10 protein-coding genes are annotated in these 18,508 nt (G+C 69.2%); 4 read left to right on the top strand and 6 right to left on the bottom strand.

What is annotated here, in order from left to right; genetic code table 11:
- Positions 1-88: 88 nt before the first annotated feature.
- The gene (locus ABIE19_RS00180; protein WP_354087088.1) at positions 89-2,833 is read left to right on the top strand and encodes a M14 family metallopeptidase; all 2,745 of its coding nucleotides are present in this window, start codon (positions 89-91) and stop codon (positions 2,831-2,833) included.
- A gap of 108 nt (positions 2,834-2,941) precedes the next feature.
- Here ABIE19_RS00180 and ABIE19_RS00175 read toward each other — a convergent pair whose 3' ends face one another.
- From ABIE19_RS00175 to ABIE19_RS00160, 4 genes are all read right to left on the bottom strand, one after another.
- Positions 2,942-4,207, bottom strand: coding sequence for a dicarboxylate/amino acid:cation symporter (locus ABIE19_RS00175; protein WP_354087087.1), 1,266 nt, complete (start codon positions 4,205-4,207; stop codon positions 2,942-2,944).
- A 158-nt stretch (positions 4,208-4,365) separates the two neighbouring features.
- A complete protein-coding gene (locus ABIE19_RS00170) occupies positions 4,366-7,608 on the bottom strand; it encodes a TonB-dependent receptor domain-containing protein (protein WP_354087086.1) in 3,243 nt (1,080 codons plus the stop codon).
- 151 nt (positions 7,609-7,759) lie between these two features.
- Positions 7,760-8,719 (bottom strand): FecR family protein, encoded by a 960-nt coding sequence (locus tag ABIE19_RS00165; RefSeq protein WP_354087085.1) that lies wholly within the window; start codon positions 8,717-8,719, stop codon positions 7,760-7,762.
- Positions 8,691-9,287: an RNA polymerase sigma factor gene (locus ABIE19_RS00160; RefSeq protein ID WP_354087084.1), complete on the bottom strand. Its 597-nt coding sequence runs from the start codon at positions 9,285-9,287 to the stop codon at positions 8,691-8,693. Before ABIE19_RS00160 ends, ABIE19_RS00165 begins: the two co-directional genes overlap by 29 nt.
- Before the next feature lie 193 nt (positions 9,288-9,480).
- Here ABIE19_RS00160 and ABIE19_RS00155 point away from each other — a divergent pair, with 193 nt between their 5' ends.
- The 3 genes from ABIE19_RS00155 to ABIE19_RS00145 are packed head-to-tail and all read left to right on the top strand — an operon-like array spanning position 9,481 to position 14,341.
- On the top strand, positions 9,481-10,989 hold the full coding sequence (locus tag ABIE19_RS00155; RefSeq protein WP_354087083.1) for a TolC family protein: 1,509 nt from the start codon (positions 9,481-9,483) through the stop codon (positions 10,987-10,989).
- Entirely contained in the window at positions 10,986-12,035 is a 1,050-nt protein-coding gene (locus ABIE19_RS00150) for an HlyD family secretion protein (RefSeq protein WP_354087082.1), read from the top strand. The genes ABIE19_RS00155 and ABIE19_RS00150 overlap by 4 nt, the downstream gene beginning before the upstream one ends.
- Complete coding sequence (locus ABIE19_RS00145) at positions 12,032-14,341, top strand: ABC transporter permease (protein ID WP_354087081.1); 2,310 nt, start codon at positions 12,032-12,034, stop codon at positions 14,339-14,341. The genes ABIE19_RS00150 and ABIE19_RS00145 overlap by 4 nt, the downstream gene beginning before the upstream one ends.
- Here the strand turns inward: ABIE19_RS00145 and ABIE19_RS00140 are convergent.
- The gene (locus ABIE19_RS00140) at positions 14,335-16,368 is read right to left on the bottom strand and encodes a TonB-dependent receptor (protein ID WP_354087080.1); all 2,034 of its coding nucleotides are present in this window, start codon (positions 16,366-16,368) and stop codon (positions 14,335-14,337) included. The genes ABIE19_RS00145 and ABIE19_RS00140 overlap by 7 nt on opposite strands.
- An 85-nt stretch (positions 16,369-16,453) precedes the next feature.
- Positions 16,454-18,508 carry a phytase gene (locus ABIE19_RS00135; RefSeq protein WP_354087079.1) on the bottom strand — a complete coding sequence of 685 codons (2,055 nt, stop codon included), beginning with the start codon at positions 18,506-18,508 and terminating at the stop codon, positions 16,454-16,456.

Here is an 18,508-nt window from a genome sequence, read left to right as displayed (position 1 = left end):
CGGCGGACACGTCTTGGTCTGGAGCGCCTCGTAGCCCTTTGACAGGAACGCAATGACAAGATCGCCGTCACACGCCGTACGCCGTCCCATGAGAACCCTGGTCATGGGGTTCGCCGCCCTGGCCATGACCAGCGCCAGCAGCCTGGCCTACGCCGACGTCCTGGCCGCGCCGCCGGCCGCGACGGCCCAGGCGCCGCGTCATGTCACCTCGCCGCGCGAGGCCTTCGGCTTCGACGTCGGCGCCGACTATCACCTGGTCAACTACACCCAGTGGGAAGCCTATCTGAAGACCCTGGCCAGCCAGTCCGACCGGATGAAGCTGGTGGAGATCGGCAAGTCCTCGGAAGGCCGAACCCAGTATATCGCCATCGTCTCCACCCCTGAGAACCTGACCCATCTGGACCGCTATCAGGAGATCGCGCGCCGCCTGGCGAAAGCCGAGGGCGTCAGCGAGGCCGAGGCTCGCGCCATGTCCGCCGAGGGCAAGGCCGTGGTCTGGATCGACGGCGGCCTGCACGCGACCGAGACGGTTCCGCCCCAGGCCCTGATCGCCGCCGTGCACGAATGGCTGACGGCCGAGGACCCCGAGGCCCTGCGCGTCCTGAACGATACGATCATCCTGTTCGCGCCGCTGAACCCGGACGGGATGGAGTTGGTCTCCAACTGGTACATGCGCAACGAGGACCCGCTGAAGCGCGAGTTCGGCTCGATCCCGGTGCTGTACCAGAAGTACGTCGGCCACGATAACAACCGCGACTACTACCTGTCGGCCATGGCCGAGACGACCAACGTCAACCGGCAGTTCTTCCGCGAGTGGTTCCCGCAGATCATCTACAACCACCACCAGACGGCGCCGGCCGGAACCGTGGTCTTCATGCCGCCCTTCCGCGACCCCTTCAACTACAACTACGACCCCTTGGTCATGGGCACGCTGTCGGAAGTCGGGGCGGCCATGCACAGCCGCCTGATCGAGGAGGGCAAGCCCGGCTCGACCATGCGCAGCGGCGCCAACTATTCGACATGGAACAACGGGATGGAACGCTCCATCACCTACTTCCACAACGCCGTCGGCCTGTTGACCGAGATCACCGGCCACCCGACGCCCAGCCAGATCAGCCTGGTCCCCGACAACCAGCTGCCGCGCAACGACCTGCCCATGCCGGTCGCGCCCCAGACCTGGCGCTTCGCCCAGTCGATCGAGTACTCGCAGTCGATCAACCGCGCCGTGCTGAACTACGCCTCGCGCAACAAGGACCGGCTGTTGTTCAACATCTGGCGCATGGGCCAGAACGCCATCGACAAGGGCAATACCGACACCTGGCGCGTCACGCCGTCGGGGATCGAGGCTCTGGAGGCGGCGGCCGGCGAGAACGCCCGTCGCGTCGATCCGGCTCTCTACAACTCCATCCTGCGCGATCCGGCCCGGCGCGACCCGCGTGGATACGTCATCCCGGCGGATCAGGCCGACCTGCCCAACGCCGTGGCCTTCCTGAACAGCCTGATAAAGACGGGCGTCGACGTGGACCGCGCCACCCAGGCCTTCACCGTCGGCGGCAAGGCCTATCCGGCCGGCTCCTATGTGGTGAAGACGGCCCAGGCCTATCGCCCGCACGTGCTGGACATGTTCGAGCCGCAGGATCACCCGCACGACCTGCAATATCCGGGCGGTCCGCCCAAACTGCCCTATGACGCCACCGGCTACACCCTGGCGTTGCAGATGGGGGTGCAGTTCGACCGCATCCTAGACGGCTTCGAGGCCCCGACCGAGCGCGTCGCCGACGTCATGGCCCCGCCGCCGGGCAAGATCGAAGGTTCGGGCCGCGCCGGCTGGCTGATCGATCATGCGCCGGTCAACGGCTACATCCTGTCCAACCGCCTGCTGAAGGCGGGCGTGCCGGTCTTCTGGCAGGAAGGCGAGACGCGCGCGGGCCGCGCCACGCTCGCTCCCGGCGCCCTGTGGATTCCGGCCGGCGACGCGGCGCGTCCGATCGTCGAGGCCGCCGTGCGCGATCTGGGCCTGAACGCCCACGCCGTCGCCCGCGCGCCGGGCGGCGACAAGATCGCTCTGAAGCCCGTCCGCGTCGGCCTGGTCGACCGCTACGGCGGCTCTATGGCCTCGGGCTGGACCCGCTGGATGCTGGAGCAGTTCGAGTATCCGTTCGAGGTCGTCTATCCGCAGCGTCTGGACGCCGGCGACCTGGCCAAGGACTTCGACGTCCTGGTCTTCGCCTCGGACATGATCCCGGCGGACCTGTCGGCGGCCGCCCAGCGCGACCAGCCGGAACCCGAGTCCATTCCCGCCGAGTACCGCGGCTGGCTGGGCCACATCACGGCTGAAAAGACCGTGCCCCAGCTCGACGCCTTCGTGCGCGGCGGCGGCAGCGTCGTGACCATCGGCTCGTCGCATCGCCTGGCCGCGGCCATGGGCGCGCCGGTTCAGGACGTGCTGCTGGGCGCGGACGGCAAGGCACCGGCCTCGACCGACTTCTTCATCCCCGGCGCCGTCCTGAACACCGAGGTCGACAATCGCCAGCCGTTGGCCTTCGGCGCCCCGGCCCGGATGAACGTCTTCTTCAACCGTAACTCCGGCTTCCGCCACAGCGGCGAGACGGGCTCCATCGTCCGCTATCCGCAACAGGTCGCGGTCTCCAGCGGCTGGGCCATCGGGCCGCAGAAGCTGTCGGGCGCGGACGCGGTGCTGGACCTGCCGCACGGCGAGGGCCGGGTGATCGTCCTGGGCCCCGACGTGGTCAACCGCGCCCAGGCTCGGTCGTCGGTCCGCCTGCTGTTCAACGCCCTCTTCTACGGGCCGGCGGTCAGCGCGGAGGAATAGGGGCCGAGGCGGCGGTCTTCGGATCGCCGCCCGCTTCCATATCCCTGCAAAGCAAAACGGCCGCCCCAGCGATGGGGCGGCCGTTTCATTGGGTGCGCCGAGAAGGACCTAGGCGGCGACGGGCTTGGGCGCTTCCGGCCCGCCTTCGGGGATGTCGTCCAGTTCGCCTTCCCACTTGGCGACCACGGCGGCGGCGACGGAGTTGCCGACGACGTTGGTGGCCGAACGGCCCATGTCGAGCAGGTGATCGACGCCCAGGACGATGGCGATCCAGGCTTCCGGCAGACCGAAGTAGGTCAGGGTCGCCATGATGACCACCAGGGAGGCGCGCGGAATGCCGGCGATGCCCTTGGACGTCACCATCAGCAGCAGCAGCATGAAGACCTGCTGCGAGACGCTGAGGTGCACGCCGTGCGCCTGCATGATGAACATGGTGGCGAAGGTGCAGTAGAGCATCGAGCCGTCGAGGTTGAACGAGTAACCCAGCGGCAGGACGAAGCTGACGATCCGGCGACGCACGCCGACGGTGGGCAGGGCGTCCAGGATGCGCGGATAGGCGGCTTCCGAGCTGGCGGTCGAGAAGGCCAGCAGGGCCGGGGTGCGGATCACCTTGAACAACGGAATGACGCGACGGCCCAGCACCAGGGCGGCGGCGACGAACAGCAGGCCCCACAACAGGCCCATGGAACCGTAGAAGCCCAGGACGAACTTGGCGTAGACGCCCAGCATCTCCAGGCCCTGGGTGGCGATGGTCGAGGCCAGGGCGGCGAAGATGGCGAAGGGCGCCAGCTTCATCACGAACTCCGTCACCTTCAGCATGATGGAGGCGGCCTGTTCGACCAGGTTCAGCACCGCCGGCGCCTTGTCGTCGAGCGCGGCGACCGCCGTGCCCACGAACAGGGAGAAGACGACGATCTGCAGGATCTCGTTCTTGGCCATGGCGTCGAAGATCGAGGTCGGCACCAGATGGGTGACGAAGCCGTGCAGGGAGAAGGCGTCGGTCGAGGCGGCCGGCGCGGTCGCCACCGCCGCATGCTGCAGATGCATGCCGGCGCCCGGCTGCAGGATCTGCACCATGACCAGGCCCAGGACCAGCGACACCACCGAGGCGCCGATGAACCAGGTCATGGTCTTGATCCCGATACGTCCGACCGAGGCGGCGTCTTCCATGTGGGCGATGCCCGCCACCAGGGTGGTGAAGACCAGGGGCGCGATGATCATCTTGATCAGGCGCAGGAAGACGTCGGTGATGAGGTTGAGATTGGTCGCGGCGTCCTTGGCCTGGTCGGCCGTCAGATACTGGTTCAGTCCCCAGCCTACGAGGACGCCCAGGATCATCGCGCCGATGATCAGATAGGCGAAAAGTTTCTTCATGCTTGCGTTCCAGCTCCGTTCGGCCCGCTTCGCCGGGGCTCGGCCCCAGGCCTTTCGCGCCTGTCGTTCACACGAAATCGGGGCAGCAGACGTCCGATCTGTCCACTGCCCCGTTTCGTCCCTACCGTTGCTAAAGCCAATCGGCTCTCGCGACTAGATCAGAATGACTTGCGGATCGTCGCATACCACCAGCGACCGCGGTTCGAGTGCAGTCGGCCGTCGTAGCCGTAGCGCTGGTTGGCCAGGGGCGGGTCCTCGTTCGTGATGTTCCGGGCCCCGACGCGCAGGCGCGTGCCGGACATCGGTCCCTTCTCGAACTCGTACTGCACGTACAGGTTGTGCGTCAGCCAGTCGTCCACCACCAGGTAGTCGCCGGTCGCCGCATAGGTGGCCGAGGTGTCGTAGTAGTCGCTGACGTAGCTGGAATAGAAGCCCGTGGTCCAGGGACCGGCGCTCCAGGTCACGGTCGAGGTGACCTTCCATTCCGGACGGCCGTTGCGACGCACCAGTTCCTCGACGCCGCCGACCGAGACGCCGGCGATGACGCCGTCGCGCAGGCCGTCCAGCAGCATCTGGTAATCGGCGTTCGCCTCCTGATACATCTTCAGCCACTGGCTGGCGTTCAGGGTCCAGGTGAAGTCGCCGAGCGCCGTGTCGCGCAGGCTGTAGTGCAGGCGATAGTCGATCCCTTCCGACTCCCGCGGCTGCAGGTTCAGGTAGACGTCGTTGATCGAGACGATGTCGCCCACCGGCGCCAGGCCCGCCTGCTGAGCATCGGCGATCTGCTCGGCGGTCGGGTCGGCGCGGACGACGTTCTCGTTATAGCCGCCCTTCTGACGCAGGTAGTAATCCATGATCAGCTGGTTGGTGGCGCCGAAGATGCCGACCAGATCGGTCTGATTGATCTTCCAGTAGTCGACCGTCGCCGTCAGCACCCCGTATTTGGCGTCCCACAGCTTGGGCTCCAGCACCGCGCCGAAGGTCAGGTTCCTGGAGTGCTCAGGCTTCAACTCCAGGTTGCCCGCTCGCCGCTCCACGCGGGAATCGGAAGCGCAGTAGTCGTTGTTCTGGGTGATGGAGGTGATGGCGCCGATCGCCAGCTGGACCGCGCAGGACGCATAGTCGCGACGCGCGTTGGAGCGTTCGAAGTCCGGCTGGTGCAGCTGCATCAGGTTGGGCGCGCGGAAGCCCTTGGACCAGGCGCCGCGGAACATCAGCCAGTCGGTCGGACGATAGGACAGGGCGATCTTGGGCGCCCCGACCGATCCGAACAGGGAGTAGTGCTCCACCCGCCCGGCCAGTTGCATGTCGATCGCCTTCACGAACGGGACGTTCATTTCCGGCGAGACGATCGGCACGGCCAGTTCGGCGAAGGCCGAGTAGACGTTGCGCGCGCCGGAGCTGTCGGGAGTGAAGGTCACGCCCATGATGTCGCTCTGGAAGGTCTGACCCGTCAGATCGGTGAAGTTGATCGTGCCGTTCAGGCGGTCGTCGCGCGTCTCGGTGAAGGTCTCGCGGCGCGCCTCGACCCCGGCGGCCAGGCCGATGTCGCCGGCCGGCAGCTGATAGAGGTCAGGCCTGGAGACGTGGAAGTCCCACTGCATCAGCTCCGTCTCGGAGGTGCGCGTCGCCTTGACCATGAAGCTGTCGATGGTCTCGCGGCTGTTCACGGTGAAGTCGCCGTCCTTGGGGCTGTTCAGGTCGCCGCCCGCGAAGGGATTATAGGCGTCCTTGGTCGTGCGGTTGATGGCCGCCTGCAGGCCGGTCATGCTGACCGCGTCCATGACGTCCTCGGTGCGGGCCATGGAGTAGAGCAGGCCGGTTTCCCAGTCGAAGCCGCGCCATTCGCCGCGCAGGCCGCCGACGAAGCGGGTGGAGACGTTCTCCACGTCCACCTGGCGATAGCCCAGGTCGGCGAAGCGGAAGTCCTGGACCTGGACCGCCGCGCCCGTGGTCGGCACCGAGGTCAGGCCCGGCAGGCGCGCCGTGACGCCGATCGCGCCGAGGGGATTCCAATAGGCCGTCGGCGACATCAGCACGCGCTGATAGTCCAGCGGCGTGTCCTGCTGACGCTGCGACCAGGTGTTGGCCCAGTAGTAGCCGATCTCGCCGAAAGCCTCGATCCCGTTGTCGAAGCGGTGGTTGATGAAGGTGAAGAGGTTGGCGCGGTCCACGGCCGAGCTGATCGTGCGCATGGTGTCGAGGTCGTAGCGCAGGTTCTCGTCCGCCCCCGTCACCGCCAATGTGCCGTCGTCGAAGCAGACGCCGTCGCGGAAGCCGCCCGTGACGCAACCGGGATTGGCGGTCGGCTGAACATGGAAGACGCCGGTCGTGCTGGTCAGCCGCTGGCCGTTGACCATGGCCGCCGTCTTGTCCAGCGCATAGGTGGTGGGGTTCAGGCGCAGGCCCTCGGCCCAGGCGGAAACCGCGCTGTAGGTGACGTAATCCAGGCCTGAGAAGCCGTCGCCGAAGCGCGCCTTGCGGCCCTCGACCGTGGCGTAGGGCCGTTCCCAGATGAACAGGGCGTCACGGGTCAGATAGTCGCCCATGATCGAGATGTTGGTGCGGCCGTCGTTGAAATCCTTGCCCGCCTGGAAGCTGAAGGAATACTCCTCCATTCCGCCTTCGTCGCGGCCCATGCCGGCCTGGGTGTTGAAGCCGTTGAAGTTGCTCTTCAGAACCGTGTTGACCACGCCCGCCACGGCGTCGGTGCCGAACAGGGCGGCCGCGCCGTCCGCCAGGACCTCGACCCGCTGAACCCCCATGACCGGGATGGCGTTGGTGTTGACCGTGGTGACGGGGACGTAGTTCTCGACCTGGGTGCCGGGGTGGTTCACCAGGCGGCGGCCGTTCAGCAGGGTCAGGGTGTTGCCCGTGCCCAGGCCGCGCAGGTCGATCGAGGCCACGTCGCCCCGTGCATTGTTGATGCCGCCGTTGTCCGTGTCCGCATCGTTGAAGTTGACGTCGCCGGCCTGGGAGATGGAGCGGAACAGGTCGTCGCCGTCGACGGCGCCCGCCGCGTCGATCTCCTGCGCGCCCAGGACCGTCACCGGCAGGGCTTCATTGATGCGCGTTCCCTTGATGCGGCTGCCGACGACCACCACCTCGTCCACCTGGGTAGCGTCGCCCTGCATAGGGCGCTGGCGCAACACGATCGTCGAGCCCTGACGGCTGACGACCTCCAGGTCGGTTCCCTCGATCAGACGATCCACCGCCTCGGCCACGTCCATGGTCCCGCTGACGGGGCGGGTGCGGAAATCGGAAAGATGCGAGGTCGGCGCCGAAATCTGCACGCCCGCCTGGCGCGCCAGCTCGGTGATCGCCTGGCTGATCGGCTGGGCCGGAACATTGAAGGCTCGAGCCTGCGCGAGCACTCCGTCAGCCGCAAACAGCAGCGCCATGCTCGCGGCGCTCGCCGCCAGACACTGCTTCCAAGACGCTTTCATAATCCCGACCCTCGATCTTTTTTAGGATGTCCGCCTCATGACGGTTCCTGTCCAAGACGCGGGCCGCGCGCGCTTCCTCCAAAAAAAAGCCGTTTCTGGTCGGAAATTAGACGGAACGACGGCTGAGGCGGATTTCGCGGGCGTTGACGTCGACCTTCAGGTCCAGGCTGCCGGCCGCCGCATGGGCGAAGGAGACGGGGTCGTTGGCCACGAAAAGACCGGTGATCCGCAAGGCCGCGACCGCAGGATCCGCCGGGGTGATCCGGGTCGGATTATAGCGGGCGAACTCCCGCGCCGCCCGCGCCAGGGTTTCATCCTCCAGCTGGATGCGGCCATGCCGCCAGGCCAGCTCGCGATCGGCGTCGACTGCCCCGACCCGCACGGGACGCTCGCCCTCCGCCAGGGCGGCGCGGGTGTTCGGCGCCAGGATCAGGCCCTCGCCCGTCGGTCCGTTCAATTCCACATGACCGCTGAAGGACACGACCTGGAGCGGCGCGCGTTCCAGACGGCGCACCAGGAAGCTGGCGCCGTTGGCGATCACCGCCGCCTCGCCGGCGCGGACGATGAAGGGACGTCCCGTCTCGGCCACGACGTTGAAAAGCGCCTCGCCCGTTTCCAGCACCACTTCGCGTGCGCGACGACCGTAACGCACGTCGCCCTCGGACAGGGTGTTCACCGTCATCACCGAGCCGTCGTCCAGCGGCACGACCCGCGTCTCGCCCATCCGGGTCTCGAAGGCGTAGCCCCGTCCGGCGAAGAAGGCGTAGGCGCCGGCCCCGCCGACGGCCAGGGCGCCGACCGAAGCAGCGATCAGCCCCCGTCGATGGATCATGGGGCGCGCCGGTCGCGGCGGCAGGGGGACCGCCCCCCCCGCCAGGGCCGCCGCCCGTCGGCTGTGCAAGGCCACGGCGCGTGCACGCGCGAAGGCGCCCAGGCGGCGCTCGTCTCCTCCCGCCAGCCAGGCGTCGAGTTCGGCCTGGTCCGTCTCCGAGAGAGGCCCGTCGTCGAGTCTGGCCGCCCAGAGGCAAGCGGTCCGCTCAACCTCCTGGCTTGTCTGCCTGACCATTCGCACGCCTGTTCTGTTGCTTACCCGACCTAGACGCGATCACTTCGCCGAATCCGCCATTGGCGTAGGCGGATAAAAGCAATCTCAGCCCCTTGGCGATGTGTTTCTCGACCGTGCTTTCCGCAATCCCCGTCCGCCGCGAAACTTCCTTCTGCGACAGGCCGGACACCCGGCTGAGCAGGAAGATCCTGCGCGTCTTTTCCGGCAGGCGGGCGATCATCTCGGCCAGGACCTGAAGCTCGTTGCGCGCCACGGCGCTGTCCTCGGGCGTCAGTTCCTCAACGGCCAGTTGCAGAGTCTCGACCTCGGCCAGGGATCGGATCGAGACCACGCTCTTGCGGCGCACGCGGCTGACGACCACCGAATAGACGGTGCGGAAGAAATAGGCCCTGACGTTCTGAATCCCCGCCACGTCCGGCGTCGTCACCAGCTTGGCGTAGGCTTCCTGGATGATGTCGTCGATGTCGAACTCGGCCTGACGGCCGCGACGAAGCCAGCCGCGAACCGCCGGTTCGTGCGGCATGACGTGCGTGGCCAACCACAATGCGCGTTCGTCTGAGACCCCCATGCGCCGGCTTTTGCATGACGAAAGCCGTCCGCTTCAACCGCAATTATTCGTGAAGCCTCAACGAACAACGTTGTCTTCCTGCGCGCACGCCCCTCAAGAATGGGGCGTCATGCAACCGTCCCGGTCCTGATGCGATATTAAGGCCTAGCTGGACCGCAGGCGCGGCCCGGCGTTCGAGGAGTCGCCTTTCATAATGAAGTCAGGACCGAATTTCGGAATCGGACGGGGATGCGCCGCCGCCCTGTTCGCGACCACGGTCCTGACCGCGCCGTCCGCCTTCGCGGCGCAGGAGCCCCAGGCGGTTCCCTTCTCCTACGACGCCGCATCGGTTCGGCTGGACGCGGCCTCCAGCATCCGGCGCGCGGCCGACGCCGAGGTGACGGCGGCCCAGGAGCAGGCGGCGGCGACCGCGACGCTGAACCGGCCCACCGTCTCCATCGACGCCCAGCTTCTGCGTTATCAGAAGACCTTCGACATTTCCCTGACCGACGCCCTGGGTCAGGCGGAATCGATCGCGGGCCAGCTCCTGCCCGGTCTGACCGGCGACCTGCCGGGCGTGCCCGGCGACGTGCTCGAGACGATCAACAACCGGCTGGAGCAGGCCCTGCCGGAGTTCTTCGCCAGCCTGCCCGGCAGCATCCGGTTGAAGAGCGCCGACACCGTCTTTCGGCCGGTCGCCACCGCCGTGATGCCCATCTATACCGGCGGCGCCATCCCGGCCCTGCGCGACGCGGCCGCGGCCAATGTGGATATGGCGCGCGCCAAACGGGAATCGGCCAGCAATCTGGAAGAGGTCAACCTGGTGCGGACCTATTTCGGCCAGGCCCTGACCCATCAGGCCCTGGTCATCGCCCGCGACACCCGCGACGGCTTCGACCTGCACCTGCGCAACGCCGAGGCCATGGAGCGCGAAGGCTTCCTCAGCGCGGGCCAGAGGCTTCAGGTCCAGGTGGCGCGCGACGCGGCCCAGCGCCAGGTCGACCGGGCGGAGCTGGAGCACGACACGGCGGTGCAGAGCCTGACGCGCCTGCTGGACGTCGCGACGCCCGTGACCCCGACCACGCCCCTCTTCGTCAATGCGACGCCGCCGGCGCCGGTGGACGTCTTCGTCGAGACCGGGATGAACCAGCATCCCCGCATCGCCCAGGCCGAGGCCGGGCGCGAACTGGCCGAGGCGGGCGTCGACCTGGCTCGGTCGCGGATGCGGCCCTCGGTCTTCGCCTTCGGCGCCTATAACCTGAACCGCGAACACGCCCTGCCGACCGAGCCCGACTGGGCCGTGGGCGTCGGCGCGCGCTACACCCTCATGTCCTCGCTGGACCGGGGCCGCATGCTCAGCGCCGCCCGCGCCCGGGCCCAGGCCGCCGATCAGGTCGGACGCCAGGCGCGGGACGAGATCCGCATCATGATCATCCGCGCCTATAATCTGGTCGAGCTGTCGCGCCGCCAGTTCCTGTCGCTGGAGTCCAGCTTGGCGGCCGCCCAGGAAAACCTGCGCGTGCAGGAGCTGTCATTCCGCGAGGGCGAGGCGCCCGCCTCCGCCGTCATCGACGCGCGCAACCTGCTGGGCACGGCCCGACTGCAGCGCGCGGCCGCCGCCTATGAATATGAACTGGCCCTGGCCGCCCTGCTGACCGCCAGCGGCCGGAGCGAGGAATTCTCCGCCTATGTGCAACGCGCCGACCGGGTGATCGCCCCATGACCGAAACCCCCGCCGCCCTTCCGCAGGACCCCGCGCCGCCGGCCTCGAAGCCGAAGAAAACCTTCCCCTTGCGGACCCTGATCCTCAGTCTGGTCGCCCTGGGCGTCCTGGTCTTCATCGGCGTCGGCCTGTTCCTGGCGGCGCGCCCCGCCCCGCCGCAGGTCCAGGGCATGGTCGAGGCCGAAACCTTCACCGTCGCCACCAAGGCCCCGGCCCGCGTCGAGAAGATGCTCGTGGCCGAGGGCGACCGCGTGACCCAGGGCCAGGTCCTGGCCATCCTGTCGAGCCCCGAGATCGAGGCCCGCGACCAGCAGGCCGCCGCCGCCCTCCAGGGCGCCGAAGCCATGCAACAGCTCAGCCGCCTGGGCGCGCGGGGCGAGGACGTGAAGACGGTGGAATCCGTCTGGCGCGGCAGCCAGGCCGCCGCCGGTCTGGCCGCCCAGACCGCGCGTCGCGCTGAAAATCTGTTCGCCGAGGGCGTCATCTCCGCCCAGCGTCGCGACGAGGCCGTGGCCGCCCGCGCCGCCACCGCCGCCCAGGCCGAGGCGGCTCGACAGCAGTATCTGAAGGCCGTCGCCGGAACCCGCGCCGAGGAAAAGGCCATGGCCGACGCCCAGGTCCTGGCCGCCCGCGCGGGCGTGGACGCCACCACCGCCCTGCAGGCCGAGACGCGGTTGATCGCCCCGGCGGCGGGCGAGATCGCCCATCGCTTCTCCAATCCGGGCGAACTGGTGCTGATCGGGGTCCCGGTCTTCACCGTGACGGACCTGCACGAGATCTGGGTCTCCTTCACCCTGCGCGAGGATCAGTTCAACGGGTTGAAGATCGGCCGCACGGTCCGGGGCGACATCCCCGCCCTGAACCTGAAGAACATCGCCTTCCGCGTCAGCTTCATCAGCCCCCAGGGCGATTTCGCCACCTGGCGCGCCACCCGCCAGTCCAGCGGCTATGACGTCCGCAGCTTCGAGGTCCACGCCACGCCCGTTCGCCCGGTCGAGGGCCTGCGTCCGGGCATGAGCGTCCTGTTCGACTGGCCCGCCCGGTGACGGCGCGGGCCGGCGCCGGGACCGTTCTGCTGCGGGCGCTCAAGGCTGAACTGGCCCATCTGGGTCGCGACCGCTGGGATCAGTTCCTGCTGTTCGGCATGCCCCTGATCCTTCTGGCCGTGATCGCAGCCATGCTGTTTCAGGGCGTGTTGCGCGGAGTGCCCGTCGCCGTGGTGGACCAGGATCATTCGGCCTTCAGCCGCGCCGCAATCCGCAACATGGAGGCCAGCACCGGCCTGAGGGTCGTGGCCGCGCCGACCGACCTGGAAGCCGCCTGGCCGCTGATGCGTTCCGGCCGCATCTACAGCCTGGCCTATATTCCCAAGGGCGCCTCGCGCGACGCCCTGCGCAAGCCCGAAGCCGTGATCGTCTACTACAACGGCGCCTTCCAGACCGTCGGCTCCCTGGCCGCATCCGCCCAGACCACGGCCCTGACGGCCGCGGCCCTTCCCCTGATCCGCGATCGCGCCCACGCCGCGGGCGTTCCGGCCGCCCGGCTGTCGCCGCCGGCGGTCCAGGTCACCGTCCTGGGCAATCCGCAGACCAGTTTCGAGCTCTTCCTCGGCGGCCTGATCGCGCCGGGCGTCCTGCATCTGCTAACCGCCTGCGGCGCGGTCATGGCCATGGGGCGGGAGCTGAAGGGCGGCTCCCTGGCCGATTGGTCGGCGCGTATGGAAGGGCGGACGGCGGCGGCCATCCTGGGCAAGCTGATCCCCTATGTCGTCGTCTTCACCCTGTGGGGGGCGCTCTGGATCGCCTGGCTGTGCGGATGGCGCGGCTGGGGCGTCGAGGGGGACATGGCCGTGCTGTTGACGGGGGTCTTCGCCCTGGCGGCGGCGACGGCGGCCATATCCGCCCTGCTGGTCGTCCTGACGGGGGACCTGGACGTCAGCTTCTCGGCCACGGCCATCTATGCCGGATCGGCCATCGCCTTCTCCAACGGCACCCTGCCCCTGACCCACGGCCCCGCCTTCGCCCAGATATGGAGCGCCGCCCTACCCTTTACCCACTACCTGAAGCTGCAGAACGAGCAGATGGTGCTGGGCTCAAGCCTCATGACCTCTCTCGGCCCCCTGCTGACGCTGTCGGCGGTCGCCCTGGGCGCCTTCGCCCTGGCGGTTCCCCTGGCGAAACGTCGCGCGGGTCGGGCGCCGAAAGCGAACGCCCTGTCCTTTCCCCTGCCCGCCGCCAGCCTGCCCGGCGCCTTCGTCGCGACCTTCAAGGGAATCCTCAGCAACCGTCCGGTCTCCAGCCTGCTGCTGCTCGCCGTGGTCGCCTACGCCTTCTACTACCCCCTGGCCTATGTGGGGCAGACGGCGACACGCCTGCCGGTCGCCGTGGTGGATCAGGACCGTTCCCCCCTCAGTCGTCGCCTGATCGAAGCCCTGGAGGCGACCCGGGCCATCGAGCCCGCGACCGTCGCCGCCTCTCCCGCCGAGGCCGAACGCCTGCTGCGCGACGGACAGGTGGACGGGGTGATCCACATCCCCGATCATTTCGAAGCCAGCCTGTTTTCCGGCGCGCCGCGCGGCGTGGGCGTCTATCTGAACGGCGCCTATCTGGTGCGCGCCACCTCGATCGGAAAGGCCCTGGGCGGGGCGGCGGCATCGGTGGCCGGACACGCCCTGGCCTCGGTGGAGAATGCGACCCGCCTGGCGGAACGCCTGCCGTCCGTGGTGCAGAGGCCGCTTTACAACACCACCGAAGGTTACGGCAGCTACGCCGTGCCGGCGGTCAGCGCCATCATCCTGCAACAGACCCTGCTGCTGGGCGCCGCCGTCCTGGCCGGCATTCGACGCGAGACCGGCGCGCGACCCTTGCGTCTTCGCGGCTTCCTGGGGCTGTGGGGCGCGCTGACGCTGATCGGCGTCCTGGGCAGCCTGTTCTATTTCGGCTTCGTCTTCTGGTTCCAGGACTATCCGCGCATGGGCGAGCCCCTGGGCCTGCTGATCGCCGCGCCCCTGTTCGCGGCCGCGACGGCGGGACTGGGGCTGATGCTGGGCTCCCTGTTCGATCGACATGAGCGGGTCATGCAGATTCTGGTCGGAACCTCGGTGCCGCTCTTCTTCCTGGGCGGCGCGGCCTGGCCCCTGTTCATGATGCCCCAGCCCCTGGCCTGGGCCGCGCATCTGTCGCCCGCGACCTCGGCCATCCAGGCCTTCGTCAAGCTGAACGCGGCCGGCGCCCGTCTGTCGGAGGTCGCGCCGGAACTCCTGACCCTGGCGGTCCTGGCGGTCCTGTTCGGCCTGGGCGCCGCCTGGCGCCTGTGTGCGCGATCAGAGGGCGAGGCGCGTCCCGCTCAGTAGGTCAGGCGCAGGCCCAGGGACAGGGTTCGCGGCGGCCCGTATCCCGCCACGCCCGCGCCCGTCTCGGACACCTCGACCGCTTCATCGAACAGGTTGTCGGCGGCCAGCCAGACCGTCGCCCGGTCGTTCAGGACCCAGTCCGCCCGCACGTCCGCCGTCGCGGCGGCGTCCAGGATCCGGCTGTTCAGATCATCCTCGAAGCGCCGGCTCTCATACCGGACGCGGGCCGCGAGGGTCAGACGGGGGTGGGCGCGCCAGTCGACCCCGACGTTGGCGCTCCAGATCGGCGCCTGGGCGGGGCGCAGGCCCGTCAGCTGCGGCGCGGCGCCGCCCCCGTCCATCCGCGCATCGGTGATCGAGACGGCCGCCGACAGGGTCAGGCCGTCCCGGACGGTCCGGCGCGCGCCGATCTCCACGCCTGTCGCCTCTATGGTTCCCGCGTTCCGCCGCTGACGCAGCACGCCGCCCGCAGGAACAAAGCCCGCGCGGGGGAAGGTCGCCGGTCCCTGGCCGATGGTGACATTGACCACCGCGTCCTCGATGCGGTTCCAGAACAGGGTCGCGGTCACGGCGGACCGCGCCCCCTCGAACGCCAGGCCCGCCTCCACGCCCTGCAAGGTCTCTGGCACCAGGCCGGCGTCCGCCTCGGTCAGGTCGTTGCCGACGCGGAAGGGCCGGTGCAGCTCGTTCAGGGTCGCGGGCCGGAAGCCGCTGTAGGCCGCCGCCCGCGCCGCCCAGCCGCCGCCGATCATCCGCCGCGCCGCCAGACGGGCGCTGACCACCTCGCCCGATCGTTCGGGGTCCCGCTCATCCAGCACGGCGAGACCGGTCCCCCGGTCACGTTCCAGCCGCCGCCCCTTCTCGTTCTTCCAGCCGTCCAGCCTCAGCCCCCCGGCGATCAGCCAGGGACCGGTCTCCAGCGCGCCTTCGCCATAGAGGCCCGCCACGGACGTGCGGCCGCCGGCGACGCGGTCGCGGGTGAATTGGCCGCCCATGTAGCGAAACCGTTCGCGCGTCTCGCCCTCGTTGAAGCGGGCGTCGGCGCCCACCTCCCACTCCAGCCGTCCGCCCCAGGGACCGTCGTTCCGACCGCGCAGGGCCGCATTGGCGCCCCAGCCCGTCGCCGGGGTCTGATACTGATCATTGGCGGGCGTGGTCACGGAACGGTCGGCGGCCACGGCGACCGAGGTGTTGGCGAAATCGCTCTCTCGGCGCCAGGCCTGAAGCCGCCACCCGGCGTGATCCTCCGAAGCCCGTCGCGCCAGGGTCGCCGACAGAACATGGCCGCTGGCGGTCGAGCGCGCGCCGGCGAGACCGGCCCCCCGCTTCTCCTCATAGGCGCCCGCGCGCAGCGACAGGGCGGCGTCGCTGACGGGGATGTCCGCCCGCAGGAAGGCGCTCTTGACGTCCAGGTCCAGGGGCGTGTCCGCCGCCCTGGCCGCCGCGCCGCGCACCGGCGTGTAGCCGTCGCTGACCTCGCGCAAGAAGCCGCCGCTCAGGCGCCCCGGCCCGATATTCGTCCCGCCCGAACCGGCCAGCCGAGCCCCGCCGTATTCCGACACGGAGGCGTCCAGCACGCCGCCCCTGTCCCGCTCGCGCAGCTGGATCACCCCGGTCAGAGCGCCCGCGCCATAGGGGCCGGCGCCCGCGCCGCGCACCACGTCCAGGCTCTCGACCGCCTCGGTCGGAAGCTGGGACCAGATCACCCAGCCGCCGAAGGGATCGTTCAGGGGAACCCCGTCCAGAGTCACGAGAGTCCGCCCCGCCCCCGACGGCGCGATAGCGCGCAGGGACATGCCCTGGGTCGTCGGATTGGCCGCCAGGCTGGAGGTGCGCCGAAACAGGGAGACGGCCGGAACCGTCGCCAGGGCCTCATCCAGCCGCGTGGCGGACGACAGGACCTCCTCGCCCAGGCGGATCACGGAGAAGGCGGCCTCGCCCGCCGCGGGCGGCAGCCGGGCGGCCGTGACCGTCACCTCGTCGACCTGGGTCGTCGGCTGCGCCTGGGACGCCGTCTCTGCAAACATCAGCCCTGGAGCTTCCCTGTAGACGGCCGCTCCTGATGCGACGCCCTCTTCAGATAGTTCATCGGCGTGCCGATGTCGTTCGCCTTCAGCGCCGCACTTCGAGGCCCAGTGCGCCGGCGATCGCCGTCCAGGGCACGTATTTGAAGTTCTGGTTCTCGGCCGGCAGGACGTTGCGTCCGTCCTGGACGACCAGGGCGCCGTGTTCGAAGCCCGGCCCCAGATTGCGGCTGGTCACGTCCAAGCCGTCGGTCTCCGACACGCCGTCGATCCCGCGCGCGCCGTCGGCCGCGATGATGAAGGAACCCAGATAGGCCTGATCGCCCTCGCGCCGGAAGACGGCGTAGCTGTCGTTGCCCTGGCTGGAGACGATCAGATAGCCCCGCCCGTCGCCCAGGTCATAGAGGCCGACGCCTTCGAGATCGTCCTTCAGGGCCGGATTGTCGGCGATGCGGGCGATCATGGTCATGTTCGCGCCCCCGTCCGGCTCCGCCGACAGGCTCCACAGGCCCACGTCCTCCTCGGCCACATAGAGGCGGCCGGTCGCGTCGTCAGCCACGCAGCCCTCGACCTGGCTGGAGAAGGCGAAGTCGCGCACCCGGACGGCGCGGACCTTGCCGTTTCCAGCGTCGACCAGCTCCCACTGACGCTTCTCGCCGTTGGAGTCGTTGATGAAGACATAGGTCTTCCCGCTGCGCGCCGAGCGGTACATGCACTGGCCATAGGGATCGCCCTGGCCCGTGGGCTGCAGGCCGTCCGCGACATCGACCAGCCGCCGCGCCTCGACGTCCAGGCGATAGACGGCCACCGCCTTGTTCGTCCTGTCGCTGGCCGTGACCAGGACCACCGGCCGCCCGCCCAGCATGAAACCCTCGCGCAGGTCGACGTTGTTCATCTTGCCCACGGGCAGGTGCTGCAGCAGCCGTCCCTGCATGTCGTAGAGGTTCAGCCCCGCCTTCTTGTCCGTGCCGATGACCAGGCTGTTCGCCGGATTGTGCGGATCGGCCCAGACGGCGGGATCGTCGGCGGCGTCGCCGGGGCTGGAGACTGGAATAGTCTCAACGACCGGAACCACGGCGGGGAAGCGCGGCGCGACGACCGCGCCCGGATCCCGAGGCGCGCCGGCCGGACGGCCGAGGGCGCCGGTCAGGGCCGCGATGGAGATCAGCTTGTAGCCGGGTCCGGCAGCAGCGTCCTCGTCCGTCGCCGTCAGGACGCCGGAGGGCAGGTCCGGGGTGAGCCCCGCCCCCGCAATCTGCAGCGCGCCCGGCTCTTTGACCGCCGCGCCGTCGCGGCCGGTCAGGCCGACCGCGCCCAGGAAGGCGTCGCCCGCCCCGTGGTCGTAAAAGAAGAGCCGGCCGCTGGAGGCGTCGGTCGCGATCAGATAGCGCGCGCCCGCCCCGCCGTCATACAGGGCCAGCGAGCCGCTCTCCTCGCTGATCCGGCCCAGGCCGGTCGCGTCCACCAGGGTCGGGGCCGCGTCGGCTTCCGGATCGCCATTGAAGCGCCAGACCCCGACCGCCTGCTGCGACACATAGAGGTCGCCGGTCGCATCATCGGCGACGCAGTACTTGATCTTGGACGGCAGGTTGATCCGTCGCGACGAACGGGCGTCCACCCGCCCCTCGGCGGTCGCATAGAGCAGAAGCTGTTCGATCTCGCCGCCGTCGCCCACGGCCACGGCGTAGAAGCCGCCGTCGGCCGCGTTGCGTATCAGGCAGACGGCCTCGACGGCGAAGCCCAGAGGCACAGCGCGCGCGCCGACCTCGACGGGCCTGTCGTCCCGCATGGCGAAGAAGCGCAGGGCGTTGTTCGTCCTGTCGGTCGAGACCAGCAGGGTCTCCGCTCGGCCGTCGAGCGGGAAGCCGTAACGAAGGTCCAGCCCGCCGGCCTCGCCCGCCGGGACCGCGCCTTGCAAGGCCCCCGTCAGATCCATGACCTGCAAGCCGGCCAGACCGGCGGCGGACACCAGACGGCCTCGTCCCGCCGCGTCCCGCACAAGCACCGCGCCGGCCGCTTCGCCGTGCGACGCCGTGTCGATCGCCGCCGCCACGACCGGTGTCGGGACATCCTGCGCCATGGCCGCCGTCGCCAGCGCCGCCGCGCCGACGCCCATGAGCCAGGTCTTGAGTCGGTTCGCCAT

Origin of the sequence: Brevundimonas faecalis (assembly GCF_040549405.1) — a bacterium.
Taxonomy (GTDB): Bacteria; Pseudomonadota; Alphaproteobacteria; order Caulobacterales; family Caulobacteraceae; genus Brevundimonas; species Brevundimonas faecalis.
The sequence above is the reverse complement of the archived record's forward strand: the minus strand, read 5'-3'. Positions and strand labels throughout refer to the sequence as shown.

Excerpts from the sequence above, each read along its gene's own strand:
- ABIE19_RS00180 (WP_354087088.1), top strand. The coding sequence starts at position 89 with ATGAGAACCCTGGTCATGGGGTTCGCCGCCCTGGCCATGACCAGCGCC.
- ABIE19_RS00175 (WP_354087087.1), bottom strand. The coding sequence starts at position 4,207 with ATGAAGAAACTTTTCGCCTATCTGATCATCGGCGCGATGATCCTGGGC.
- ABIE19_RS00170 (WP_354087086.1), bottom strand. The coding sequence starts at position 7,608 with ATGGCGCTGCTGTTTGCGGCTGACGGAGTGCTCGCGCAGGCTCGAGCC.
- ABIE19_RS00165 (WP_354087085.1), bottom strand. The coding sequence starts at position 8,719 with ATGGTCAGGCAGACAAGCCAGGAGGTTGAGCGGACCGCTTGCCTCTGG.
- ABIE19_RS00160 (WP_354087084.1), bottom strand. The coding sequence starts at position 9,287 with ATGGGGGTCTCAGACGAACGCGCATTGTGGTTGGCCACGCACGTCATG.
- ABIE19_RS00155 (WP_354087083.1), top strand. The coding sequence starts at position 9,481 with ATGAAGTCAGGACCGAATTTCGGAATCGGACGGGGATGCGCCGCCGCC.
- ABIE19_RS00150 (WP_354087082.1), top strand. The coding sequence starts at position 10,986 with ATGACCGAAACCCCCGCCGCCCTTCCGCAGGACCCCGCGCCGCCGGCC.
- ABIE19_RS00140 (WP_354087080.1), bottom strand. The coding sequence starts at position 16,368 with ATGTTTGCAGAGACGGCGTCCCAGGCGCAGCCGACGACCCAGGTCGAC.
- ABIE19_RS00135 (WP_354087079.1), bottom strand. The coding sequence starts at position 18,508 with ATGGCGAACCGACTCAAGACCTGGCTCATGGGCGTCGGCGCGGCGGCG.